Raw genomic sequence first — 22,873 nt, forward strand, 5'->3', positions numbered from 1 at the left:
AGATAATCAATTCTAGAAACCCGTCCCACCTCCCTCGCGCGCGCACCTTCCGCGCCCCGGAACACTGTGCTGCGTCGCCCTCCTTTTGCCCCCTCCCTGCTGATTTGCGCCCTGCTGGCCGCGGCCGCCCAGGCGCAGACCCTGCGCAGCATCAAGACCCTGAGCCCGCGCGGCGAAGGCCAGACCGCCCTGGTGTTGCGCGCCGAGCGTGTGGAGCTGCAGCTGCGGCAGAACCTGGTGGCCGAGGGCGATGTGGAGCTGCGCCGCGGCGATACCCTGCTGCGTGCGCCCTCGCTGAGCTACGACCAGCTGCACGACGAGGTGCAGGCGGCCGGCCCGGTGCGCCTGGAGCATCTGGGCAACCAGGCCACCGGCCACTCGCTAAGGCTGCAGCTCGACGCCTTTGTCGGTGAACTGTTGGACCCGAGCTACCGCATTGCCCAAACCGGCGGCAGCGGCAAGGCCGAGCGCCTGGACTTCATGGGCGACAAGCGCATCAAGGCCCAGGAAGCCAGTTATTCGAGCTGCCCCCGTGAGGGCGACGCCCGCCCCGACTGGGAGCTGCGCACCCGCAGCCTGGACCTGGACCTGGCGCGCAACGAGGGCGTGGCCGACGGCGCGGTACTGCACTTCCTGGGCACGCCCATCCTGGCTGCACCGCGCATGTCGTTCCCGCTGGGCGATCAGCGCAAGTCCGGCTGGCTGCCGCCGCATGTGGGCGCAGACAGCCGCAGCGGCTTCGAGTGGGCACAGCCCTATTACTTCGATCTGGCCCCGAATCGCGACGCCACGCTCACGCCCTTCCTGATGACAAAGCGCGGCTTCGGCGCGGATGGCGAGTTCCGCTGGCTGACCCGGCATTGGGGCGGTGAGCTCAATGCCAGCCTACTGCCCAATGACCGTGTGCACGGCGACAGCCGCTGGGCCAGCCACCTGACCCTGCGCGGCGAACCCTGGCAGGCCATGAAGCTGCGCGCCGATCTGGAGTCGGTCAGCGACCACGATTACTGGAAGGATCTGCGCCGCCGCATCAGCAGCCAGACACCGCGCCTGCTGGCCAGGGACGTGCAGGCAGAGCGTGAGTTCAATTGGTTGGGGGCGCACTGGCTGGCCTACGGCCGGGTACAGAACTGGCAGGTGCTGCAGTCTGCGACCTCAAGCGATCAAATCCAGGAGTCGCCCTACCAGCGTGAGCCGCAACTGGGCCTGCGACTGCGCAGCGATGCAGATCTCGGGCTGCTCTCCGGCTTCCTCCCCTCGCGCCGCAAGCCCCGCCTGGAGGGTGCACTGGAGCTGGAATACAACCGCTTCACCCTGCCGCGCGCCGCCCTGCCCGGCCATTTGCGCAGCCAATTCCAATTTCGCGACCAATTGAGCGGTGGGGAGCGCGTGCACGCGCTGGGCGAGTTGAGCCTGCCGGTGGGCGACAACGCTTGGTGGGTCACGCCGCGCCTGCGCGCCAACGCAGCGCACTACCGCCTCAACCAGCCGCTGAGCGACGGCCGCGTGCGTGCCCAGCGCCTAGTGCCCAGCTTCTCGGTCGACAGCGGCGCGGTTTTTGAACGCGACACCCTGCTCTTTGGCCGCCCCATGCTGCAAAGCCTGGAGCCCCGCCTGCTCTATGTGCACACGCCCTATCGGGCACAAGATCACCTGCCGAACTTTGACGCCAGGGTGCGCGACTTCAACGCGGACTCGATCTACGCCGAAGGCGAGTACACCGGCATCGATCGCGTGGCCGATGCACAGCAACTCAGCTTTGGAGCCGTCAGCCGCTGGCTGGACCCGCAGGACGGCGACGAACGCCTGCGTGTGGGTCTGGTGCAGCGCTACCAGTTCCGCCCCCAGCGCGTCAGCGCCGTCCCGGGCAGCGAGAGCAGCACCGTCCCAGGCAGCGAGAGCCGGCGCCTCTCCGACCTCTTGCTGACCGCAGCCGCCCACCTCAGCACCCCCTGGTGGGCCGACGCCGCCCTTAGGTACGACCCCGAGCAAAGACATAGCGTGCGTACGGTGCTGCGCGCACGCTACCAGCCCGGCCCCTTCCGCACCGTCAGCCTGGCCTACCGCTTGGCGCGCAATCAGAGCGAACAGCTCGATCTGGCCTGGCAGTGGCCACTTTGGGGCAAGAGCTCGGGCAGCGGCGGAAGCAACAGTTGCCAGGGCCGCTGGTACGGCGCCGGACGCGTGCAGTACAGCCTGCGCGAGAGCCGCGTCACCGATTCCCTGGTAGGTCTGGAGTACGACGCCGGATGCTGGGTGCTGCGCATGGGCGTCGAGCGCCTCTCCACCGGCCTGACCGAGGCCAACACCCGATTGATGTTGCAACTTGAGCTGGTGGGACTGTCCAGGCTGGGCTCCAACGCACTGAAAGTCCTGAGGGACAATGTGCCTGGTTACCGCCCCCTGGCCAGCGACTCCGGCCCCTGACTCCCCCATGACCGAGTTTTCTTTGCGCGCCCTCGTGGTCGCGATGACGCTGGCCCTTTCGGCCGGCGCCCAGGCCCAACCCGCCAATGCCAAACCCGCGCTGGACAGCCGCGCCGGCCCCACGCCCGCAGCGGCGGCAGCGGAGGACGCGGCCGCCCGCGCGCGACGCCAGCCCGGCGACCACATCGCGGTGGTGGTGAACCAGGATGTGGTGACCGCCGGCGAGATTGCCGTGCGCGCCGAGCAGGCACGCCAGGAGGCCGCGCGCCGCAATGAATCGCCGCCTGACATCGCCAGCGCCAAGGAGCAGGCCCAGGAGGCGCTGATCGAAGACCGCGTGCTGGTCACCTATGCGCGCGAGTCAGGCGCGCGGGTCGATGAGGGCGAGCTGGATCGGGTGGTCGGCAATGTGGCGGCACAGAACCGCATGACCCTGGATCAGCTGAAGGAACGACTGAAGGCCGACGGCGTCGACTTCAAGCGCTTCCGCGAGAACCTGCGCGACCAGATGCTGATCGAACGCGTGCGCGAGCGCGAAGTGACTGGCCGCATCCGCGTCACCGACGGCGAGATCGAGCGCCATATGGCCGACCAGGAGGCCGCGCGCACCCATAACGCGCCGGTCAATCTGGCTCAGATCCTGATTACCGTGCCGGCCGGCGCGACCAGCGAAGAGCGTGAACTGCGCCGCCAACGTGCCGAGGCCGCCCTGGCCCGTGTGCGCGCAGGCGAAGATTTTCTGAAGGTGGCGCGCGAGGTCAGCGAAGACGCCAATCGCGCCCAAGGCGGCGTGATTGGTATGCGCCCGGCCGACCGCCTGCCCGATGTGTTCGCGCAGTCCATCCAAGGCCTGGCAGCCGGCCAATGGACGCCCGCGCTGGTGATCTCGGAGGCGGGCTACCACCTGCTGAAGGTGATCGATCGCCAAGCCCCAGCGCCGGCCAACCTGATTACCGAGACCCGCGCCCGCCACATCCTGCTGCGCGCGTCCGAGCAGCTGAACCCCGAGACGGCTGCGGCCCGACTGCTGGAGTTCAAGCGCGCCGTCGAGTCCGGCCAGGCCAAATTCGAAGACCTAGCCCGCCAGCACTCGGAAGACGGCAGCGCCCCCCAGGGTGGCGACCTGGGCTGGGCGGCACCGGGCATGTTCGTGCCCGAGTTTGACGAAGCCATGGGCAAGCTGGCCCCGGGCGCCGTGTCCGGCCCCGTGGCCTCGCGCTTTGGCTTCCACCTGATCCAGGTGCTGGAGCGTCGCACCAAAGAAGTCGAGCCCAAAGCTTTGCGCGAGCAGGCTCGCGGCCAGATCCGTGAACGCAAGTTCGAAGAGGCGTACCGCGAGTGGGTCAAGGACCTGCGTGCCCGCGCCTTCATCGAGGTGCGTGACAACGGATGAGCGCACCCCATCAAGCGCGAAAGCGGTTCGGTCAGAACTTCCTGACCGATGGCGGGGTGATCGATTCGATCGTCCGCGCCATCGATCCGCGCCCAGGCGAGGCCATGGTCGAGATCGGCCCCGGTCTGGCCGCCATGACCCAGCCCCTGGTCGAACGCCTGGGGCATCTGACCGTCATCGAGCTGGACCGCGACCTGGCTGCGCGGCTGCGCAAGCATCCGCAGCTCACCGTGATCGAGAGCGATGTGCTGAAGGTGGACTTCGCCAGCCAGCTGCCCACGCCGCTGCGCGTGGTGGGCAATCTGCCCTACAACATCTCGTCGCCCATCCTCTTCCACCTGCTGCCCTTCGCCGACCGCGTGGTGGACCAGCACTTCATGCTGCAAAAGGAAGTGGTGGACCGCATGGCCGCCGGCCCTGGCACCAAGGACTATGGGCGTCTGACGGTGATGCTTCAGTGGCGCTACGACATCGAAGCCCTGTTTGATGTGCCACCCGAGTCCTTCGACCCGCCCCCGCGCGTGATGTCCGCCATCGTGCGGATGACGCCCTGGACCAAGCCGGCCGCACTGGATCCCGCACTGCTGGAAGAACTGGTGGCCTCGGCCTTTTCACAGCGCCGCAAGCTTCTGCGCCACAGCCTGGGCCGCTGGCTGGAAGCCCGCCAATTCGACGGCACGTTTGACTTGCAGCGACGCGCCGAAGAGGTGCCGGTGGCGGAGTTCATCGCGCTGGCCCAGGCGCTGCAGAAATAGATAAGGCGCCCGCAGGCGCCTTTTCATTTGCTGAGACCGAGGTCGATCAGGCCGCGTTGAGCCAGGCCGAAGTGTCGAAGGCCGAGCACATCAGCGGCATGTTCATGCCAAAGTTGGGGTTGCCGCCCGCCTTGTTGGCCGCGCTCTTGGGCAGCGGCTTTTCAATTTGGGGCGCCGGCTCCAGGCTGCGCGATTCCCAGATGCCCGCCTCTTGGGCCGGGTACTGGCAAGAGTAGAAGCAGCGGAACTGGATGCGGCGGTCGGCCCAGTAGTCGGCCGTCTCACGGAATACGTCGAGCAATTGCTCGCGCGACTCGCGGTCGAACTTGGCGTTGTCGGGCAACTGCTCCAGCACCACCACAAAACCGGGCTGCGGGCCCGACTTGTGGACCAAGTCGGTCATGCAGTCATAGAGCGCGTCCAGGTTCTTGCCGAAATGCTCGGGGAACAGGAAGGCAGCGGCGATGCGCTCCAACACATCTTGCTTGGAGTTGGCCTCCGACAGATGCGCGTACAGGAAATGCTGGCCGGCTTCACTCGCCGCCTGCTGCAAGTCCTCCACACGGTAGGCTCGGATGGCCTGCACCACATTGGGGCGGATGGTCTGCAACAACATGCTCAAATCCTCGGACAAATCGACAAAGAACGGGGTGGGATCGCTTCCAACGCCAAGCCGCGGTACTCAGTACTGAATGCGGCGAAAACTGCTGTAGTGATCCTCGGTGTAGTAACAAGCTTCAGGGCGGGTCGGCGGCTCCCCACCGCAAACCAGCCGCCGCGCGCCCCGATGGCGTACGCCCGGCGTCTTGACGGTGTACTCGCGATAAAACCCACGGGCCTTGCGGGGGAGCAGACGCTCGCGATTGCCAAACACCGTGCCATCTTTGGCATAGGGGAATGGACCTCCAGCGAGCACCAATGCATGCGTGCGTTGCACCTGAACCGGCAAATCGCTCAGGGCGACCGCCGAATCTTGGGCTTCACGGGCCTGAACCGGCACCAGCACACACCCTATCGACAACACGGCCGCTGCAGTGACCATCACACTGCGCCGCAGCATCCGACCGGCTCTACTCTCCATCAAGATCACGGGTTTACCCTGAAACTGAGGCCCAGATGGTATCGAAAAGGGCCAGAAAGCTCAAGCCGTCCGGACCCCGGAAAACCAGGGTAAAGCCGTCCGTTAGCGTGCGCACACATCAAAAAAATTGCTATCAAATCAACAACTTGCGCCACTTGGTGGGCAAACCTTGATCCTGCAAAGTTTTTGAGCGCACAGCCCAAGGAGCCCCCGAGAAAACCCTCTTGGCAGGCCCCTTGGTCTGAGTTTTGCGGCGCCGCAACATGCGGCGCCTGGTGCAACTCAGCGCGCGGCGTTGGCGTCTGCCACCGTCAAGGCGGTCAGATTGACGATGCGCCGAACTGTCGCTGAGGGCGTCAGGATGTGCACGGGCTTGGCCGCACCCAGCAGCACCGGGCCGATGGCGATGCCGCCCCCCGAAGCCGTCTTGAGCAGGTTGTAGGCGATGTTGGCTGCGTCAATATTGGGCAACACCAGCAGATTGGCCTCACCGCTCAAGGTGGAGCGCGGCATCAGTTTCATGCGCGCGGCGGCGTCCAAGGCCACGTCGCCATGCATCTCGCCATCCACCTCCAGCCACGGCGCCCGCTCATGAATCAGCGCCAGCGCCTCCCGCATCTTCAGCGCCGAGGGCTGGTTGCTGGAGCCGAAGTTGGAATGGCTCAGCAGGGCCGCCTTCGGGCGCAGACCGAAACGCCGCATCTCCTCAGCAGCGAGCAGGGTGATCTCCGCCAGTTGATCCGCCGTGGGGTCGTAGTTCACATGGGTATCGACCAGCATCACTTGACGGCCCGGCAAGATCAGACCGTTCATGCAGGCGTAGGTATTGACACCCTTGCGACGGCCGATGATCTGATCGATGTAGGACAGATGGTTGGCCGTGCTGCCCCAGGTGCCGCACAGCATGCCATCAGCCTCACCCTTGTGCAGCAGCATGCTGGACACCAAGGTCAGGCGGCGACGCATCTCGATCTTCGCCAACTGCTCAGTCACGCCCTTGCGCTCGCCCATCTGGTGATAGGTCTGCCAGAAGTCGCGATAGCGTGGGTCGTCCTCGATATTGCAGACCTCGAAGTGTTTGCCCGGCCGCACCCGCAGGCCAAAGCGCTCGCAGCGGCGCTCGATGACGGCGGGGCGCCCCACCAGGATGGGGTGAGCCAGACCTTCGTCCACCACCACCTGCACCGCGCGCATCACGCGCTCATCCTCGCCCTCGGCAAACACCACACGCTTGGCCTTGGCGCGTTTGGCGATGTTGAAGATGGGCTTCATCGTCGTGCCGCTGGCATAAACGAAGCTCTGCAACTTCTCGCGATAGGCGTCCCAGTCCGAGATGGGGCGCAGGGCGACGCCACTTTCCATGGCCGCCTGGGCCACGGCGGGCGCGATGCGCATCATCAGCCGCGGATCAAAGGGCTTGGGAATCAGATAGTCCGGGCCGAAGGCCAGCGTGGCGCCCGCATAGGCCGCCGCCACCACCTCGCTCTGCTCTGCCTGCGCCAATTCGGCGATGGCGTGCACGGCGGCAATCTCCATCGCATCGGTGATGGTGGTAGCACCGCAATCCAATGCCCCCCGGAAGATGTAGGGGAAGCACAGGACGTTGTTGACCTGATTGGGGTAGTCGCTGCGCCCGGTGGCCATCACCGCATCAGTGCGCACGGCCTGCACTTCCTCGGGCAAGATTTCCGGTGTCGGATTGGCCAGCGCAAAGATCAAGGGGCGCGCCGCCATCTTCTCGACCATCGCGGCCTTCAGCACACCGCCTGCGGACAGCCCCAGGAACACATCGGCGCCTGCGATCACCTCAGCCAAGGTGCGTGCGTCGGTGGGCTGAGCGAACTCGATCTTGTCCGGGTCCATCAGCTCCGTACGACCTTGATAGACCACGCCGGCTAGGTCCGTGACCCAGATGTTCTTGCGCGGCACACCCAGCTTGACCAGCAGGTTCAAGCAAGCCAAGGCCGCCGCCCCGGCGCCGCTGGTGACGAGCTTGATTTCATCAATCTTCTTGCCCACTACCTTCAGACCGTTCAACAGGGCCGCGCCCACCACGATGGCGGTGCCATGCTGGTCGTCGTGGAAGACGGGGATCTTCATGCGCTCGCGCAGGGCGCGCTCCACCTCAAAGCAATCCGGCGCCTTGATGTCCTCCAGATTGATACCGCCAAAGGTCGGTTCCAAGGCGGCAATGATCTCGACCAACTTCTTGGGGTCGCGTTCGCGCAGTTCGATGTCAAACACATCGATGCCGGCGAACTTCTTGAACAGCACCGCCTTGCCTTCCATCACCGGCTTGGCGGCCTCGGGGCCGATGTCCCCCAAGCCCAGCACCGCGGTGCCATTGGTGACCACCGCCACCAAATTGCCGCGCGCGGTGTAGCGAAAGATCGAAGACGGGTCCTCGACGATGGCCTCGCAGGCCGCCGCCACCCCGGGCGAATAGGCCAGGGCCAAGTCGCGCTGGTTCACCAAGCTCTTGGTGGCGCTGATGGCCAGCTTTCCTGGCGTGGGGAACTCGTGGTACTCGAGGGCGGCTTGGCGCAACTGCTGCTGCTGTTGGGCGCGTTCTTCTTCGCGAGTGGGCATGGCTCTTGGAATTTCTTCGGGGTCAGCGAGTGTGCATGAGGATGGACTGCAGGGCCTAGGATGACGCCCCTTTGCCCATGCCAAGCCTGCATGTCCCTCGGTGAATTCGATTTGATCCGGCGCTACTTCCGCCGCCCTGACAGTCATGAGGCGGTCGCCGTCGGTATTGGCGACGACTGCGCGGTGCTGCGACCCAGCCCGGGTCAGCACTGGCTGGTCTCCAGCGACATGTTGGTCGAAGGCCGGCACTTCCTGTCGACCGTGGCGCCCGAGCGCCTGGCGCACAAGGCCCTGGCGGTGAACCTCTCCGACCTGGCCGCCTGCGGCGCCACACCGCGCGCCTTCTTCCTGGCGCTGGCCCTGCCGCGTGCTGACGCAGTGTGGTGCGAGGCCTTTGCGCGCGGCTTATTTGCGTTGGCAGATGCACATGGCATTGCACTGGCCGGGGGCGACACCACCGCCGGGCCGCTGAATCTGTGCATCACGGTGATGGGCGAGGCCCCGGCCGGGCAGGCCCTGCTGCGCAGCGGTGCGCGTGTGGGCGACGAGATCTGGGTCAGCGGCGAGTTGGGCGATGCCCGCCTGGCGCTCGAGGTGTTCCGCGGCACGCAAGCCTTGAGCGGCGCGGACTTCGAGCAAGTGCGCCAGGCCATGGAAACTCCCAGCCCGCGCGTGGCCCTGGGCCAAGCTTTGCGCGGCATCGCCAGCGCCGCCATCGATGTGTCGGACGGCTTTGTGGGCGACCTGGGCCATGTGCTGCAAGCCTCGGGCGTGGGCGCCACTGTCGAGGCTGAGGCCTTGCCGCGCAGCCCCATCCTGCGCGCCCAGCCGCTGGCACTGCAACGCCTTTGCACCCTGGCGGGTGGTGATGACTACGAACTGATCTTCACCGCACCGGCCGACCGCGCCGAGGCCGTACGCGCCGCGGCCCAAGCCTGCCAGACGACCGTAACCCGCATCGGCCGCATCGAAGCCGCGCCCGGCCTGCGCCTGATGGATGCGCAGGGCCAGCGCTTGGAGCTGGGTCTGCGCAGCTTCGACCACTTCCTTTCGCCCTGATGCAACGCCCCACCCTCCGCTTCATGCTCGGCCATCCGGCGCGCTGGATTGCGCTGGGCTTCGGCTCCGGCCTGGCGCCCAAGGCACCCGGCACCTTTGGCACGCTGTGGGCCTGGGGAATCTATGCCTTGGCCGAGGTCCTGTGCGGTCCGCAGCCCTGGGGCTGGATCGTGGCCCTGGGCACTCTGCTGGGCGTCTGGGCCTGTACCCGCTGCGCGCAGCACATGGGCGTGGCCGACCCCGGCGCCATCGTCTGGGACGAGGTGCTGGCCTTCTGGCTGGTGCTGTGGCTGGCCGGCACCCCGGTGCTGTGGCAGCAGGCCCTGCTGTTTGGAGCCTTCCGCTACTTTGACGCCGCCAAGCCCGGCCCGGTGCGCTGGGCCGATGGCCTCTTCAAGGCCGAACGCGGCGGCCCCATCGGCTGGCGCCAAGGGCTGGGGATCCTCCTGGATGACTTCGTGGCCGCCGGCTGTACCCTGGGGGTCTGGGCCCTGGCCTTGCTGGCCCTGCAACGCTGGAGCTGACCATGTTTGCCGACGACACCGAACTGATCCAACGCATTGCCCTGGCCCTGATCCGGCGCAAGGAGCGCATGGGCGTGGCCGAGAGCTGCACCGGCGGCCTGATCGGCGCCGCCTGCACCTCGCTCTCCGGCTCCAGCCAGTGGTTTGAGCGCGGGGTGGTGAGCTACAGCGACCAGAGCAAGACCGAGCTCTTGGGCGTGCCGCCCGCCCTGATTGCGCTGCATGGCTCGGTCAGCGAGGCGGTGGCCGGCCACATGGCGCGCGGTCTGCTGGCCCATGCACCGCTGGATTGGGCCCTCGCCGTGACCGGCATCGCCGGCCCCACCGGCGGCAGCGAAGGCAAGCCGGTCGGCACCGTGTGGCTGGCGCTGGCACACGACGGCAGATTGGTGCGCTGCTGGCAGGAGCGCTTTGATGGCGATCGGCACGCGGTGCGCCTGGCCACCGTGCGGGTCGGCCTGCAGGCCTTGTGCGACGCGGTTGAGGACTGAATCAGCGCGTCAGCGGGTCCGCCCCATCGTCCCAACTCGGCGCGCTCCACTGCCGCTGCCAAGCCAGGAACTGATCACAAGGCATGGGCTTGGCCATGTAGTAGCCCTGCGCTTCATCGCAACCCCATTGGGCGAGCAGGCGCAATGCGGGCAGGGTCTCGATGCCCTCGGCCACCACAGACAGCCCCAAGTTGTGGGCCAGGTCGATGGTGGATCGCACGATCTTGCGGTCGTCGGCCTCGGTCTCCATGGCCATCACAAAGCTCTGGTCAATCTTGAGTTCCTGCACCGGCAGGCGCTTGAGGTAGGCCAGAGAGGAATAGCCGGTGCCAAAGTCGTCGATGGCCAACTTGAAACCCATGGCATGCAACTGCTCTGTGGTGCGCAGCGCGCGCTCGGGGTCGTCCATGATGGCGCTCTCGGTGATCTCCAAACACAGCTGAGAAGGGTCGGCCTGCGCCTCGTCCAATAGCTGGCGAATCTTGTCCGGCAGGTCCGCATCGAGCAGGTCACGGGTCGAGAGATTGACGCTGATGCGCAGGGGCTGACCGGCCGCAGCGGCGGCGGACGCAAAGCGCGCGCTCTCGCGCAGCACCCAGGCGCTGAGCTGGCGCACAAAGCCGGTCTGCTCGGCAAAAGGAATGAAGAGCCCGGGCGGCACCAGACCGCGCGTGGGGTGCTGCCAACGCACCAAAGCCTCGGCGCTTTGCACGCTGCGAGTGTGCAGGTCCAGCTTGGGCTGCAGGTAGAGCCGCAGCTCGTTGTGCTCGACCGCGCGCCGCAGCTCAGACAGCAGGCCCAGCGAGGCCTGACTGCGATCGTCCTGGGCGGGGTCGTAGAGGGCCACGCCGAGCTGCGCGCGCTTGGCGCCATACATGGCGGCCTCGGCCTGGCTCATCAGGCCCTCGGCCTCCTGCGCATGCTCCGGGTACAGCGCCACGCCAATGCCGGCGCCCACGTCGATGGTCTGCTCGCCAATGCACAGAGGGGCCTCAAAGCTGCGGGAGATTTGCTGCGCGAGCTGCAGCGCATCCTGGGCCTTGGCTCCTTCCACCATCAGCGCAAATTCATCCCCCCCCAAACGGGCCAGCAGATGCGGCTCCGGCGCCAGGGCGCGCAGGCGCTCGCCCACACGCTGCAGCAACTGATCACCGACGGCCGGGCCCAGCACGTCATTGACATGCTTGAAACGATCCAGATCCAGCATCAGCACCGCCAACGCGCCGCCCGGCTGCTGCAGGCGTTCGCGCAATCGTTCACGCAATTGCTGCATGAACTGGGCCCGATTGGGCAGCCCGGTCAGCGGGTCCCAATAAGCCAGGCGATGCACCTCGGCCTCGCGGGTCTTGATGCCTCCGCGCATGGACTCCAGCGCCGTGGCCAGATCGCGCACCTCCTGCACCGCCTCGGGCTGAGCCACCGGGCTGTCGTAGTCCCCCTGCCCCAGTCGCTCGGCCGAACGGGCCAGGCCCTTGATGGGGCCACCGATGCGGCGTGCCGTCAGCACCGCTCCCAGGGCAAAGGCCGCCACACCGGCCAGCGTCAAGATCAATAAATTGCCCTGAAGCTCCTTGTAGGGCTTGACGGCGGTATCGACCGAAGCCCGCAGCAAGGCATGCAGACCCGCCTTTGTTGGCGTCCCCAAGGCCGGCAGCGTCATCAACCGGGCCCGCCAGGTCTCCTCATGCCAGGTCAGGTTGATGGCCTTGGCACTGCCCACCCGACCTTGGGCCGCGGCGTCGATCAGGGTTTGCGCTTCGCCGGCATCGATGACGGCCAGCGCCAAGCGCCAGGCCGCGGCGTCCGGCACCATCAGCAAACTCTCGACATTGGTGAGTTGCTCGAGATTGATCAACACCTCGGCGTCCAGCGCAAAGCCCAGCACCAACTCCCCAGCGGGGGCCGGCGTGTTCACCGCCACCTTCGCCAATTGATAGGCACGGCCATCGATGAGCGTCAGCTGCGCGGCCAACTCCTGCGGCGGCGCGCCCTGCAGCTCGCGGGCCAATTCGCGCAAGCGCTCGGCCTGAGGCCCCACGGCGGCCACCACCTGCTGGTTCGGATCGGTGAAGACGGCGAGCGAGGCGCCGATGCGTTGCGCATGGTTCTGCAGCGCATCGCGCAAAGTTTCGGCGCCGGCCTCGTCGTGCATCAAACCGATGGCCTGGCGCAAACCGCTATCGGCCGCCAGCAGCACGGCCTTGTCGTGCAGACGTTGCATGCGCTGCGCCAACAAGAACTGCAGGCGCCACTCGGTGTCCTTCAAATTCTTGTCAATCGAGGCGACGGCATTGGCGTGGATGGCACGCTGCACCAACCCAAAGCCGCCCAACTGGACCAGCAGCAACAGGCCCAAGAACAGGGCCACGATGCGCCCTTCCAGACGCTGCACATTCAAATAGGCGGGGCGGCGCATCACAAGGTCAGGCTGTAACTCGTGGCCGACGGCGGCAGCACCTGACGGTGCAACTTGGTGTCCTTGCGGCTGGGGTGCCAGGCCTGCAGCGTCAGGCCACCTGCAGGCGCGTCCAGGCTCAGCTGGCCACGCTCATCGGTGAGGCCGAACACGGGGGTGTCCACCACCACGATGTGGGCGCTCATGCGGTCATGGATATTGCAACCCACCGTCACCACGCCGGGCCGGTCAAACAGCACCGGCTCGGCGCCCTCCCCTAAGTACAGCTTGCGCTCGAAGCTCTTCACCGAAGAGTAGGAATAGACATGGTGACGCACAGGATCGAGGTTGGGGAAATGGACCTCGGTGCCGGTCTGCACCACCAAGATCTGTGGCGCGAACTGCCGGTCCTTCTGCGCCATCTCGGCACGAGCCCCGGCGCGGGCGCGCTCGGGCTGACCGCTGCGCTCCAGTGCCACCACGGCGCCGACAAGAGGCTGGCCCTTGGCGTCCAGCACCTGGATCTGCAACGGGGCCGCCTGCGCCCCCGTCGTCCCCACGATCCCCATCAGCCCTGCGGCCCATAGCCAGCTGCGCATCGCATCCCCCACGATCAGTAGGCAGGACGATAGCCGCAAATGAGGCATCGCCTCAGGCGCGCAGGCGCTGCCCTTGCAAGGCTCCGGCAATGCGCAACAGCCAGTCGCGCAGCGCCGCCCAGGGGTCCACGGGCCAACCGGGCTCCTTCAAGCCCTTGGCAATGCCATCCATTTGGTGCGAGGCGAGCAGCAAGGCGTCCAGATGCGCCAGCTGCAATCGGGGCAGAACGCGCTCGAACCACTTCTCCTTCGCTCCCCAGACCCGCGCTTCGCGCAGGGCCATGGGCAGGGGCTGGCCGCGCGCCTGCGCGCGTTTGACGCGCCGCAGCGCCCGCACATCGTCCGCCAGCATCCAGTGCAGGCGCACCGCCGATTCGCCCTCGGCCTCCAGGGTGTCGAGCATCCTGAGCGTGCGGCCGACATCGCCCGCCCACAGGGCCTCGGCCAATTGGCCGGCCTCAAAGCGCGCGACATCGGTCACCGCGGTCTCGATCATTTCCAGGCTCAGCACCGCACCCGGATGCAGCAGAGCCAGCTTGTCAATCTCTTGCTGCGCCGCCAGCAGATTGCCCTCGACGCGCTCGGCCAGCAGGCTCAAGCAATGCTCGCCCTCGGGCCCCTCGCCCAGGCGCATGCCCGCGCGGCGCGCCCGCGCGGCCAGCCAGGCCGGCAAGGCCCGGCGCTCGATCGGCCAGACCGCGATGCCCACCCCGGCCCCTTCCAGCGCCGTGAACCAGGCACTGCTTTGTTGCGTTCGGTCCAACTTGGGCAGGCTCACCAGCACCAGCAGGTCGGGCCCAGCTTGCGCCGCCAACTTCTGCAGGGCTTCGCTACCCTCCTTGCCGGGTTTGCCACCGGGGATGCGCAGTTCCACGATGCGACGGCTGGCGAACAAGGACAGCGCGGCCGACTCACCGAGCAAGCCACTCCAGTCGAAATGCGCCCCAGCCACGGTATGCACCTGACGCTCGTCAAAGCCCTGGACGCGCGCGGCAGCGCGAATGGCATCCAAGGCCTCTTGCGCCAGCAGGATCTCATCGCCATGCACCACGTAGATCGGGCGCAGGCCTTTGGCCAAGTGGGCCTCGAGCTGTTCGAGCTTCAGTTGCACAGCGTCAGCGACTCAGCGGAGGCGCACCGCCGCTAGGCGGCGCAGCAGCAAGGCCACAGCCTCGGATTGCATGGCGCGACGCAAGTCCGCTTCCTCGCGCTCCTTGCCCAGCGCGGCAGCCTCCGTGGTGGTCAGGTCGCGCGTCAGGCGCAACTGGGTGGCGGGCAACAACAACTCATCGCTGGGTGTTACCAGGCGGTATTCCAGCGCCAGCTGCAGCTGCCACTCCCGCACCTGACCGGCCGAAGTGCTGGCCACGGCGATCTTGTCGTGCCGCTCGCTCAGCGCCTCCAGAATGACCTGGGCCTGGGCGCGCTGCTCCAGCCGCTCCAGAGGCAAATGCGTCAAATGCCGCTCCAGTTCGCGGCGGAGCGGCGAGCCCTCGGCAAAGCCCGCCAAGTGCAGGCGCTCGAAATGAAAACTGGGCGCGCCACGCGGCCGGAAGCCGCAGCCCGCCAAGCCGACGGCAGCTCCCGCCAAGAACAGGCGACGCAACATCACAGAACGAGGTTGACGAGACGGCCCGGCACGATCACGACCTTCTTCGGCGCCGCGCCATTGCTGAACTTGGCGTACTCCTCGGTGGCCAGGGCCGCGGCCTCGATAGCCGCCTTGTCGGCGCCGGCCGGCACCTTGATGGATCCGCGCAGCTTGCCGCCGATTTGCAGCATCAGTTCGATCTCGTCCTGCACCAGAGCGGCCTCATCGACCTTAGGCCAGGGTGCATCGAGCAGATCGCCCAGTTCGGCCGCAAAGCCCAGCTCCTCCCACATCACATGGGTCAGGTGCGGGCAGGCCGGATAGAGCGCGCGCAGCAGCACCGAGGCGCCCTCGCGCAGCGCAGCGGCGTCGGCCGGCGCGCTGGGCTTGAAGCCTTCCAGTGCGTTCAAGAGCTTCATTGCACCGCTGACTACGGTGTTGTATTGCAGGCGCTCGTAGTCGTGGCTGATCTGCTTGAGCACCAGGTGCACTTCGCGGCGCAGGGCCTTGGCGTCCTTGGAGAGGGCGCTGAAATCCGCCCCGGCGGCCTGCAAAACCTCGGCCTGCTTCTGGCCGAAATTCCAGACACGCTTCAGGAAGCGGTGTGCGCCCTCGACGCCGGCGTCGTTCCACTCCAGGGTCTGCTCGGGCGGGCTGGCGAACATCACGAACAGGCGGGCCGTGTCGGCGCCGTACTGATCGATCAATGCCTGCGGGTCCACGCCGTTGTTCTTGGACTTGGACATGGTGCCGATGCCGTTGTACTCGACCATCGAGCCGTCGCTCTTGAGCTTGGCGCCAATGACCCGGCCGTCCTCGCCCTGAACGTTCTCGACCTCATGCGGCCAGAAGTACTCGATGCCACCCTTTTCGCCCTTGCGGCTGTAGATGTGGTTGAGCACCATGCCCTGGGTCAGCAACTTCTTGAAAGGCTCGCTGACCTTCACGAGCTTCAAGTCGCGCATCACCTTGGTCCAGAAGCGCGCGTACAGCAGGTGCAGGATGGCGTGCTCGATGCCTCCGATGTACTGATCCATCGGCATCCAGTAATCGGTGCCACCGGCCACCATCTGCTCGCTGTTCTTCGGGTCGCAATAGCGCATGAAGTACCAGGACGAATCCACGAAGGTGTCCATGGTGTCGGTCTCGCGCTGCGCGGGCTTGCCGCACTTCGGGCAGTCCACGTGCAGGAAGTCGGCGCGGGTCTTCAGCGGGTTGCCGCTGCCATCGGGGATGCAGTCCTCGGGCAGGACCACCGGCAGGTCCTTCTCGGGCACCGGCACCGGGCCGCAATCGGCGCAGTGGATGATGGGGATGGGGGTGCCCCAGTAGCGCTGGCGGCTGATGCCCCAGTCGCGCAGGCGGAAGGTAGTCTTCTTCTCGCCCAGGCCTTGAGCGCCCACCAACTCGGCCACCTTGCTCACCGCTTCGGCAAAGCCCAGGCCATTGAGAACGCCCGATTCGATGCAGCGGCCGCTTTGCTTGTCGGCGTACCACTCCTGCCAGGTCTTGTCGTCATAGGCCTGGCCGGCCACGTCAATGACCTGCTTGATGGGCAGGCCGTACTTGTTGGCAAAGGCAAAGTCGCGCTCGTCGTGCGCGGGCACGCCCATCACGGCGCCGTCGCCGTAGCTCATCAGCACGTAGTTGCCGATCCAGACTTCGACTTGCGCACCTGTCAGCGGGTGGGTGACGAAGAGCCCGGTGGGCTCGCCCTTCTTTTCCTGCGTGGCCAGCTCGGCCTCGGTGGTGCCGCCGGCCTTGCACTCCTCGATGAAGGCCGCGAGCTTGGGATTGCCGGCTGCAGCGTGCGCGGCCAGCGGGTGCTCGGGGGCCACGGCGCAGAAGGTGACACCCATGATGGTGTCGGCGCGCGTGGTGAACACGAAGAGCTTGCCGTCCTGGATCAGCTGGCCGTCGGCACCCTGGATCGAGTGCGGGAACGCGAAGCGCACGCCCACGCTCTTGCCGATCCAGTTCTCCTGCATCAGGCGCACCCGCTCGGGCCAGCCGCTCAGGTAGTTGGGATCGGCCGGGTCAGCCACCGCGCTCAGGAGCTCATCGGCGTACTTGACGATGTTCAGGTAGTAGCCGGGGATCTCGCGCTTCTCCACCGGGGCGCCACTGCGCCAGCCCTTGCCGTCGATGACCTGCTCATTGGCCAGCACGGTCTGGTCCACCGGGTCCCAGTTGACGATCTGCGTGCGGCGCTCGGCAATGCCGGCCTCCAGCATCTTCAGGAACAGCCACTGGTTCCACTTGTAGTAGCTGGGATCACAAGTGGCGACCTCACGGCTCCAGTCAATGGCCAGACCCATGGCCTGCATCTGGCCCTTCATCACTGCGATGTTGGAATAGGTCCACTGCGCGGGCGGCACCTTGCCCTTGAGGGCGGCGTTCTCAGCCGGCAGGCCGAAGGCGTCCCAGCCCATGGGCATCAGGACGTTGTAACCCTGCATGCGCAGCTGGCGCGCCAACATGTCGTTGATGGTGTAGTTGCGCACATGGCCCATGTGCAGCTTGCCCGAGGGGTAGGGCAGCATCGAGCAGGCGTAGTACTTGGGCTTGCTCTGGTCTTCGCGAACGCGGTAGGCGTCGATGGCGGACCAATGGGCGTGGGCGCGGGCTTCGATCTCGCGCGGGCTGAAGTCGGTGGGGGCTTTCATAGGGTCGGCATTGTCCTATGCCGGCCAAGCTTGCCTTAACGGGGGGCGGAGGCTGGCGTCGCGGTCACGAAGGCCAGGCGCGTCAGCTGCGCCGTCTGCAGCAAATCCAACAGCTCGGCCACGCGGCCATAGGGCACGGCCTGATCGATGGAGAGCTGAATCTCGGCCTCAGGCTGGCGCGCGGCCAAAGCCTTGAGCTTGGGCTTGAGCGCCGCCGTATCCAGGGCTTCGTCGTTCCAGAACAGGGCGCCACGCGCGTCCAACGCAATGCGCAATGCCTGGGCCTGAGGCTGCAGCGTCTGCGCCGCCTGGGCCGCCGGCAGGTCCAGCTTGAGCGCGGCCGACATCAAGGGCGCGGCCACCATGAAGATCACCAGCAGCACCAGCATCACATCGATCAGCGGCGTCATATTGATGTCGCTCATCGGGCGCGCCGAGGGTCGGCGCTCGATGCGGCCGAAGTTAGCCATGCTCGCGCAACCACTCGCGCAGGTCGTGGGCAAAGCCTTCCAGATCGGCCTCCAGGGCCTCGACCTGCTTGCCAAACACGTTGTAGGCCAGCACCGCAGGAATGGCGACCACCAGCCCGGCGGCCGTCATCACCAGGGCCTCGCCCACCGGACCGGCCAAGCGCTCGATGCTGACCGCCCCACCCTGCCCCAGCCCCTGCAGGGCCAGATAGATGCCCCAGACCGTGCCCAACAGGCCCACAAAGGGCGCAGTGGCGCCGGTGGAAGCCAGCCAGACCTGACCGAGCTGCAGGCGGGCCATCACCCGATGCAAGGCATCGCGCAACTGGCGCGTCAGGCGGGACTCCTTCGCCGCCCCTTCGCCCAGCGAACCCGCCGCCACCGGCGCCTGCCCGGCGTCGATCAGGGCCAGCAGCAGGCCATCACGATCCAGGGCCTCAACCTGCGCGCGGCCGCTCGTCCAATTCGGCGCCGCCCAGAACACACCCAGGGCTTGGGCCAACAGCCGCCGCACGCGGCGCAAATGGGCCGCCTTCCACAAGATCAGAGTCCAGCTGCAGACCGACATCAGGAGCAGCAACAGACCCAGCCCCCGCACCAGGGCATCGGCATGGGCCCAAAAGTCCATCACACCCGTCATGTCAGCCCCAACGCATCGGCCATGGAATAAAAGCCGGCCGGCTGCCGGGCCAACCAGCGCGCCGCCAGCAGGGCGCCCTGCGCGTAGTGCAGGCGGCTGCTGGACTTGTGCGCGATCTCGATGCGCTCGCCTTCGCCACAGAACATCACCGTGTGGTCGCCGACGATGTCGCCGCCGCGCACGGTGGCAAAGCCGATGCGGCCGCGCTCCCGAGCGCCGGTGTGGCCCTCGCGGCTCAACGTGGCCACTTCAGCAAGAGCCTGTCCACGCGCCTGCGCAATCACTTCGCCCATCTGCAGCGCAGTGCCACTGGGGGCATCCACCTTGTGGCGATGGTGGGCTTCGACGATTTCAACGTCGTACTCCGCCCCGAGGCGTAGCGCGGCCTGGCGCAGCAGATCCATCACCACATTGACACCCACGCTGGTGTTGGGCGCCCACAGCACCGGAATCAATTGGCCGGCAACCTGCATTTGCGCGCGCTGTTCGGCGCTGAAGCCTGTGGTGCCAATCACGATTGGCAGGCCACGCGCGACGGCCCTTTGCAACAGGGCCAGACTGGCTTCGACGCGGGAATAGTCAATCAGAACCTGGGCCGCACCCAGCGCGAGGTCCGGGTCGCTGCTCATCGGCACCCCAGTGCGGAGGCCCTTGAATGCACCGGCGTCCAGGCCCAGGCTGTCCGATCCGGCATGGACCAGGGCTCCGGCCAACTGCAGATCAGGCGCCTGGAGCACCTGCTCCACCAACATGCGGCCCATTCGGCCGCTGGCGCCCGCCAGGGCAATCTTCAAGGGAGTCGGGTCAGACATCAGTGGAGCAAGAGGCTGAGCGGCAACAGGGTGACATGATCAAGCGGTCACCGTGGAACCGGCTTAGCCGGGCCACTGGTGACGCCCCCTTGAGGGGGAAGCGCGCAGCGCTTCGGGGGTGGATCACTTTTCCAGCGGCGGGTAGGCGCGGGTTGCACCGCTGGCCTCGACGGCCGGCGGCTCGGGCCGCACCGGACGAGGCAGGGCTGCACGCTCGGCCTCGCTCAGCGCAAGCTTGGGCGACTCGCCGCGCGGCTTGAAGGTGTTGATCGAGGCCACGAACTCCTTCTCGGTGGGCAGGTCACCCGGCACGTCAAAGGATTTGAGCTTGTCGCCCTCAAACTGCGCGACCAAACGGCGGGCCTGCGCCGCCGCTCCTTGCCGACGGATGGTGAACACATAGTCCCAGCGGTCCGCGTGGAACACATCCGCCACCATGGGCGAGCCCAGGATGTCGCGCACCTGCTCGCGGCTCATGCCGGGCTTGACGCGCTCGGCCGCTTCCTTGGTCACCACATTGCCCTGAACGATTTCGATCCGGTAGAGCGGCACCACGCCCATGAAACGGTCATCGTGACCGACCCAGGAGCCACAAGCCCCCAGAGCCAACAAGGCGGGGAGCACCAGGCTGCGGCGCAGCGGGCGAAGCAAATCAGACATGAGAGCGAGATCCAGCGGCAAAGCGGTCGGTCAGGCCGACCCCAGGCACCACCGCCCGATGGGGCGCTGGCTATGATCGGCCGATTCTAGGTGGCAGCCTTTGCGCCAAGCCCCAAAGCCCATGACGCACAGCGAAGAGATCAAAAACAGCGGCCTCAAGGCCACCCTACCCCGCATCAAGGTGCTGGAGGTCTTTCAACGCTCCGAGCGCCGGCACCTGAGCGCCGAAGACGTCTACAAGGCCTTGCTGGCGGAGGATGCCGATATCGGCCTGGCCACCGTCTATCGGGTGCTGACGCAGTTTGAGCAAGCCGGCCTGTTGAGCCGCAATCATTTCGAGTCGGGCAAGGCGGTGTTCGAGCTCAATGAAGGACATCACCACGACCATCTGGTCTGCCTGAGCTGCGGTCTGGTCGAGGAATTCTTTGACGAGCGCATCGAACAACGCCAACACACAATTGCCAAGGAGCGCGGCTTTGAGCTGCAGGAGCACTCGCTGGCGCTCTACGCCGTCTGCATCAAGAAAAACTGCCCGAACAAGAAATAGTCATAGCGGCTCTTCCTCGCCACGCTCCAGCGCACGCTGGTGGCGTTGGATGAACTCCTGATAGGTGTCAATGCCGCGCAGCTGCAGGATGGTGTTGCGCACGGCGGCCTCCACCAACACGGCCAGGTTGCGGCCGGCGTCCACCGCAATCACCACCTTGCGCGTCGGCACCCCCAGCACATCCTCATACAGCGGCTCATAGGGCAGGCGCTCAAACTCGCGCTCCAGGGTTTCGCGCCGCACCAAGTGAACGATGAGCTTGAGGCGCATCTTGCGCCGCACCGCCGTCTCGCCAAAGATGGCCTTGATGTCGAGCAGGCCGATGCCGCGCACTTCGAGCAGGTTGGCCAGAAGCTCCGGGCAGCGACCGACGATCACATCCTGCGCGATCCGGAAAAAGTCCACCGCATCGTCGGCCACCAGTCCGTGACCGCGCGAGATCAACTCCAGGCCCAATTCGCTCTTTCCCAGGCCCGACTCACCGGTCAGCAGCACGCCCAGGCCGAGGATGTCCATCAACACCCCATGGCGGGTGGTGCGCACGGCGCACAGCTGGGCCAGATAGGTCCGCACCACATCGATCACATAGCCAGCCGAGGCATCGGTGGTGAAAAGCGGAATGTCTGCCCGGTCGCACATGGCCACCAGCTTGGGCGGCGCCTGCTGAGCATCCGCCACGATGATCACGGGAGGCTCCAGGGTGACGATGCGCGAGACGCGCCGCTCCAGCACCTCATCGCTGGCCTGGGTCAGGTAAGCCACTTCGCGCGAACCAACGATCTGCACCCGATAGGGGTGGATGTAGTTCAGATAACCCACCAGATCGGCCGCCGACTGCGCCTCGCGCAGCGCCGCTTCGTCAAAGCGCCGCTCGGGGTGTGCATGCCCCGCCACCCAATGCCATCGCAGGGCCTCGCGGTGTTCTTCGAAGAGTCGGTCGGCGCTGATCGATACGGGTTTCATGCCCGAAGTATCGGGCCGTGAGCGACGGGCCACCCACTCGCCGCAGGCGCCTTCGCAGCGGGTGGCTCAGCGCGGAACGCGCAGCGCTGAGAGCCCGGAAACCCTATTGCTTCAGGCCGCCGAGCGCGCGGGCTGCCACTGGCTGATGAGCTGATGCAGCACGGCCGGGTCGGTCTCGGTCTTCAGGCGTTCGCGCAGTTCGCGCTCGCTCAGCATCTCGGCGATCTCGGACAGGATTTCCAGATGCCGCTGCGTGGCCGCCTCGGGAACGAGCAGCACGATGAGCAGGCTGACCGGCTCATCATCCGGGGCATCAAAACCGATGGGCTGCTGCACCCGCAGCACGGCGGCCAGCGGGTTCTTCAGACCCTTGATCCGCCCATGCGGAATCGCCACCCCATGACCCAAACCTGTCGAGCCCAAGCGTTCCCGAGCAAACAGGTTGTCGGTGACCACCGCACGCGACACCGCCTGGTGGTTCTCGAACAACAAGCCGGCCTGCTCGAAGACGCGCTTCTTGCTGGTCGCATCGATGTCCACCTGCACGTTTTGTGCGGGCAGGATGGCGGCGAGTCGGTTCATGGTGTGAGGAAGAGCGGTCGGGGTTCCGCGCCGATAGGCGCCGAAGAGGGCCGGAATTATAGGAAGCGGGTTCTGAGGCCCACATCTTGAGTGGGCTCCCCAAACAAAAAGGCGGCCCAAAGGCCGCCTCGTTGGGGTTCAAGCCCCAGGCTCAGGGCGCAGCACCCAGGTCCAGGCGCTTGGCCGACGCGTGATGATGATCCTGCAGCATCTCCTTGTGCCGGCAGACCTGGCGGTCCAACTTGTCCATCAACTGATCGATGGCGGCGTAAAGATCCTCGTGTGACTGTTCAACAAAAATGTCGCGTCCCTTGACCCGGACGGTGATTTCGGCTCGCTGCCGACGATCCTTTTCCTTTTGCTTCTCCACGGTGAGCAAGACGTTGATATCAACGACCTGATCAAAGTGGCGGGTCACCCGGTCCAGCTTGGTTACCACGTATTCACGCAGTGCCGGCGTCACTTCAAGGTGATGTCCGCTGATCGTCAGGTTCATAGGGCTTCCTTTCCAAGGCTCGGAAACAAAAACGCGCTGCGGGCCTTGGGGCCCAGCAGCGCGGGAGAGCGACTGGATGGCAGAGGTTGAACGAACCCGAAGCCCGGCCTGCGGTGAGGCCGGTGGTGACGAC

At 66.3% G+C, this 22,873-nt stretch carries 21 protein-coding genes and 1 pseudogene; 7 read left to right on the forward strand and 15 right to left on the reverse strand.

Features of this window, described 5'->3' with window-relative positions; translation table 11 throughout:
• Window positions 1-66: 66 nt before the first annotated feature.
• Genes FF090_RS17090 through rsmA form a run of 3 tightly spaced genes read left to right on the forward strand, consistent with a single transcriptional unit; the run spans window position 67 to window position 4,575 of the window.
• Window positions 67-2,427 carry an LPS-assembly protein LptD gene (locus FF090_RS17090; RefSeq protein WP_138857874.1) on the forward strand — a complete coding sequence of 787 codons (2,361 nt, stop codon included), beginning with the start codon at window positions 67-69 and terminating at the stop codon, window positions 2,425-2,427.
• Window positions 2,428-2,434: 7 nt separating this feature from the next.
• Complete coding sequence (locus FF090_RS17095; RefSeq protein WP_246071458.1) at window positions 2,435-3,820, forward strand: peptidylprolyl isomerase; 1,386 nt, start codon at window positions 2,435-2,437, stop codon at window positions 3,818-3,820.
• On the forward strand, window positions 3,817-4,575 hold the full coding sequence (gene rsmA / locus FF090_RS17100; protein ID WP_138857875.1) for a 16S rRNA (adenine(1518)-N(6)/adenine(1519)-N(6))-dimethyltransferase RsmA: 759 nt from the start codon (window positions 3,817-3,819) through the stop codon (window positions 4,573-4,575). Before FF090_RS17095 ends, rsmA begins: the two co-directional genes overlap by 4 nt.
• Window positions 4,576-4,798: 223 nt before the next feature.
• Here the strand turns inward: rsmA and FF090_RS17105 are convergent.
• The 3 genes and pseudogenes from FF090_RS17105 to FF090_RS17115 all read right to left on the reverse strand — a co-directional run.
• Window positions 4,799-5,191 (reverse strand): annotated as a pseudogene (locus FF090_RS17105) (barstar family protein); the annotation flags it as partial.
• Window positions 5,192-5,257: 66 nt separating this feature from the next.
• The gene (locus FF090_RS17110) at window positions 5,258-5,656 is read right to left on the reverse strand and encodes a guanyl-specific ribonuclease (protein WP_175423764.1); all 399 of its coding nucleotides are present in this window, start codon (window positions 5,654-5,656) and stop codon (window positions 5,258-5,260) included.
• Between the two features lie 282 nt (window positions 5,657-5,938).
• A complete protein-coding gene (locus FF090_RS17115; protein WP_138857877.1) occupies window positions 5,939-8,245 on the reverse strand; it encodes an NADP-dependent malic enzyme in 2,307 nt (768 codons plus the stop codon).
• 90 nt (window positions 8,246-8,335) lie between these two features.
• Between FF090_RS17115 and thiL the strand changes: the two genes are divergently transcribed.
• From thiL to FF090_RS17130, 3 genes are read left to right on the forward strand one after another with little or no spacing between them, the layout of a single operon-like run.
• Window positions 8,336-9,304 (forward strand): thiamine-phosphate kinase, encoded by a 969-nt coding sequence (thiL, locus tag FF090_RS17120; protein WP_138857878.1) that lies wholly within the window; start codon window positions 8,336-8,338, stop codon window positions 9,302-9,304.
• Complete coding sequence (locus tag FF090_RS17125; RefSeq protein ID WP_138857879.1) at window positions 9,304-9,828, forward strand: phosphatidylglycerophosphatase A family protein; 525 nt, start codon at window positions 9,304-9,306, stop codon at window positions 9,826-9,828. The genes thiL and FF090_RS17125 overlap by 1 nt, the downstream gene beginning before the upstream one ends.
• A 2-nt stretch (window positions 9,829-9,830) precedes the next feature.
• The gene (locus FF090_RS17130; protein WP_138857880.1) at window positions 9,831-10,319 is read left to right on the forward strand and encodes a CinA family protein; all 489 of its coding nucleotides are present in this window, start codon (window positions 9,831-9,833) and stop codon (window positions 10,317-10,319) included.
• Window position 10,320: 1 nt separating this feature from the next.
• Here FF090_RS17130 and FF090_RS17135 read toward each other — a convergent pair whose 3' ends face one another.
• The 9 genes from FF090_RS17135 to FF090_RS17175 form a co-directional block, all read right to left on the reverse strand.
• Window positions 10,321-12,735 (reverse strand): putative bifunctional diguanylate cyclase/phosphodiesterase, encoded by a 2,415-nt coding sequence (locus tag FF090_RS17135; RefSeq protein WP_138857881.1) that lies wholly within the window; start codon window positions 12,733-12,735, stop codon window positions 10,321-10,323.
• Window positions 12,735-13,313 (reverse strand): methylamine utilization protein, encoded by a 579-nt coding sequence (locus FF090_RS17140; protein ID WP_138857882.1) that lies wholly within the window; start codon window positions 13,311-13,313, stop codon window positions 12,735-12,737. Before FF090_RS17140 ends, FF090_RS17135 begins: the two co-directional genes overlap by 1 nt.
• Window positions 13,314-13,365: 52 nt before the next feature.
• Window positions 13,366-14,424 (reverse strand): DNA polymerase III subunit delta, encoded by a 1,059-nt coding sequence (gene holA, locus FF090_RS17145; RefSeq protein ID WP_138857883.1) that lies wholly within the window; start codon window positions 14,422-14,424, stop codon window positions 13,366-13,368.
• A gap of 12 nt (window positions 14,425-14,436) precedes the next feature.
• Window positions 14,437-14,922, reverse strand: a complete 486-nt coding sequence (locus FF090_RS17150; protein ID WP_138857884.1) for an LPS-assembly lipoprotein LptE — start codon at window positions 14,920-14,922, stop codon at window positions 14,437-14,439.
• Window positions 14,922-17,570, reverse strand: a complete 2,649-nt coding sequence (gene leuS / locus FF090_RS17155; protein ID WP_138857885.1) for a leucine--tRNA ligase — start codon at window positions 17,568-17,570, stop codon at window positions 14,922-14,924. Before leuS ends, FF090_RS17150 begins: the two co-directional genes overlap by 1 nt.
• A gap of 35 nt (window positions 17,571-17,605) precedes the next feature.
• On the reverse strand, window positions 17,606-18,040 hold the full coding sequence (locus FF090_RS17160) for an ExbD/TolR family protein (protein ID WP_138857886.1): 435 nt from the start codon (window positions 18,038-18,040) through the stop codon (window positions 17,606-17,608).
• Complete coding sequence (locus FF090_RS17165; RefSeq protein ID WP_246071459.1) at window positions 18,033-18,668, reverse strand: MotA/TolQ/ExbB proton channel family protein; 636 nt, start codon at window positions 18,666-18,668, stop codon at window positions 18,033-18,035. The genes FF090_RS17160 and FF090_RS17165 overlap by 8 nt, the downstream gene beginning before the upstream one ends.
• Before the next feature lie 8 nt (window positions 18,669-18,676).
• Window positions 18,677-19,492, reverse strand: coding sequence for a 4-hydroxy-tetrahydrodipicolinate reductase (gene dapB / locus FF090_RS17170; protein WP_138857888.1), 816 nt, complete (start codon window positions 19,490-19,492; stop codon window positions 18,677-18,679).
• A gap of 123 nt (window positions 19,493-19,615) precedes the next feature.
• On the reverse strand, window positions 19,616-20,152 hold the full coding sequence (locus FF090_RS17175) for an outer membrane protein assembly factor BamE (RefSeq protein ID WP_138857889.1): 537 nt from the start codon (window positions 20,150-20,152) through the stop codon (window positions 19,616-19,618).
• Window positions 20,153-20,273: 121 nt separating this feature from the next.
• On the opposite strand from FF090_RS17175, the gene fur reads away from it, so the two are divergent.
• Complete coding sequence (gene fur, locus FF090_RS17180; protein WP_138857890.1) at window positions 20,274-20,699, forward strand: ferric iron uptake transcriptional regulator; 426 nt, start codon at window positions 20,274-20,276, stop codon at window positions 20,697-20,699.
• Here the strand turns inward: fur and hprK are convergent, their stop codons facing one another.
• The 3 genes from hprK to hpf form a co-directional block, all read right to left on the reverse strand.
• Complete coding sequence (gene hprK, locus FF090_RS17185) at window positions 20,700-21,662, reverse strand: HPr(Ser) kinase/phosphatase (RefSeq protein WP_138857891.1); 963 nt, start codon at window positions 21,660-21,662, stop codon at window positions 20,700-20,702.
• Window positions 21,663-21,773: 111 nt separating this feature from the next.
• On the reverse strand, window positions 21,774-22,244 hold the full coding sequence (locus FF090_RS17190) for a PTS sugar transporter subunit IIA (RefSeq protein WP_138857892.1): 471 nt from the start codon (window positions 22,242-22,244) through the stop codon (window positions 21,774-21,776).
• A 151-nt stretch (window positions 22,245-22,395) separates the two neighbouring features.
• The gene (gene hpf, locus FF090_RS17195; protein WP_138857893.1) at window positions 22,396-22,740 is read right to left on the reverse strand and encodes a ribosome hibernation-promoting factor, HPF/YfiA family; all 345 of its coding nucleotides are present in this window, start codon (window positions 22,738-22,740) and stop codon (window positions 22,396-22,398) included.
• Window positions 22,741-22,873: the final 133 nt, after the last annotated feature.

Source organism: Inhella inkyongensis (assembly GCF_005952805.1).
GTDB lineage: Bacteria > Pseudomonadota > Gammaproteobacteria > Burkholderiales > Burkholderiaceae_C > Inhella > Inhella inkyongensis.

What these genes read in the sequence shown, in the direction of transcription:
- FF090_RS17095 (WP_246071458.1), top strand. Translation starts at nt 2,435, where the DNA reads ATGACCGAGTTTTCTTTGCGCGCCCTCGTGGTCGCGATGACGCTGGCC.
- rsmA (WP_138857875.1), top strand. Translation starts at nt 3,817, where the DNA reads ATGAGCGCACCCCATCAAGCGCGAAAGCGGTTCGGTCAGAACTTCCTG.
- FF090_RS17110 (WP_175423764.1), bottom strand. Translation starts at nt 5,656, where the DNA reads ATGGAGAGTAGAGCCGGTCGGATGCTGCGGCGCAGTGTGATGGTCACT.
- FF090_RS17115 (WP_138857877.1), bottom strand. Translation starts at nt 8,245, where the DNA reads ATGCCCACTCGCGAAGAAGAACGCGCCCAACAGCAGCAGCAGTTGCGC.
- thiL (WP_138857878.1), top strand. Translation starts at nt 8,336, where the DNA reads ATGTCCCTCGGTGAATTCGATTTGATCCGGCGCTACTTCCGCCGCCCT.
- FF090_RS17125 (WP_138857879.1), top strand. Translation starts at nt 9,304, where the DNA reads ATGCAACGCCCCACCCTCCGCTTCATGCTCGGCCATCCGGCGCGCTGG.
- FF090_RS17130 (WP_138857880.1), top strand. Translation starts at nt 9,831, where the DNA reads ATGTTTGCCGACGACACCGAACTGATCCAACGCATTGCCCTGGCCCTG.
- FF090_RS17135 (WP_138857881.1), bottom strand. Translation starts at nt 12,735, where the DNA reads ATGCGCCGCCCCGCCTATTTGAATGTGCAGCGTCTGGAAGGGCGCATC.
- FF090_RS17140 (WP_138857882.1), bottom strand. Translation starts at nt 13,313, where the DNA reads ATGCGCAGCTGGCTATGGGCCGCAGGGCTGATGGGGATCGTGGGGACG.
- FF090_RS17150 (WP_138857884.1), bottom strand. Translation starts at nt 14,922, where the DNA reads ATGTTGCGTCGCCTGTTCTTGGCGGGAGCTGCCGTCGGCTTGGCGGGC.
- leuS (WP_138857885.1), bottom strand. Translation starts at nt 17,570, where the DNA reads ATGAAAGCCCCCACCGACTTCAGCCCGCGCGAGATCGAAGCCCGCGCC.
- FF090_RS17160 (WP_138857886.1), bottom strand. Translation starts at nt 18,040, where the DNA reads ATGGCTAACTTCGGCCGCATCGAGCGCCGACCCTCGGCGCGCCCGATG.
- FF090_RS17165 (WP_246071459.1), bottom strand. Translation starts at nt 18,668, where the DNA reads ATGGACTTTTGGGCCCATGCCGATGCCCTGGTGCGGGGGCTGGGTCTG.
- dapB (WP_138857888.1), bottom strand. Translation starts at nt 19,492, where the DNA reads ATGTCTGACCCGACTCCCTTGAAGATTGCCCTGGCGGGCGCCAGCGGC.
- FF090_RS17175 (WP_138857889.1), bottom strand. Translation starts at nt 20,152, where the DNA reads ATGTCTGATTTGCTTCGCCCGCTGCGCCGCAGCCTGGTGCTCCCCGCC.
- fur (WP_138857890.1), top strand. Translation starts at nt 20,274, where the DNA reads ATGACGCACAGCGAAGAGATCAAAAACAGCGGCCTCAAGGCCACCCTA.
- hprK (WP_138857891.1), bottom strand. Translation starts at nt 21,662, where the DNA reads ATGAAACCCGTATCGATCAGCGCCGACCGACTCTTCGAAGAACACCGC.
- FF090_RS17190 (WP_138857892.1), bottom strand. Translation starts at nt 22,244, where the DNA reads ATGAACCGACTCGCCGCCATCCTGCCCGCACAAAACGTGCAGGTGGAC.
- hpf (WP_138857893.1), bottom strand. Translation starts at nt 22,740, where the DNA reads ATGAACCTGACGATCAGCGGACATCACCTTGAAGTGACGCCGGCACTG.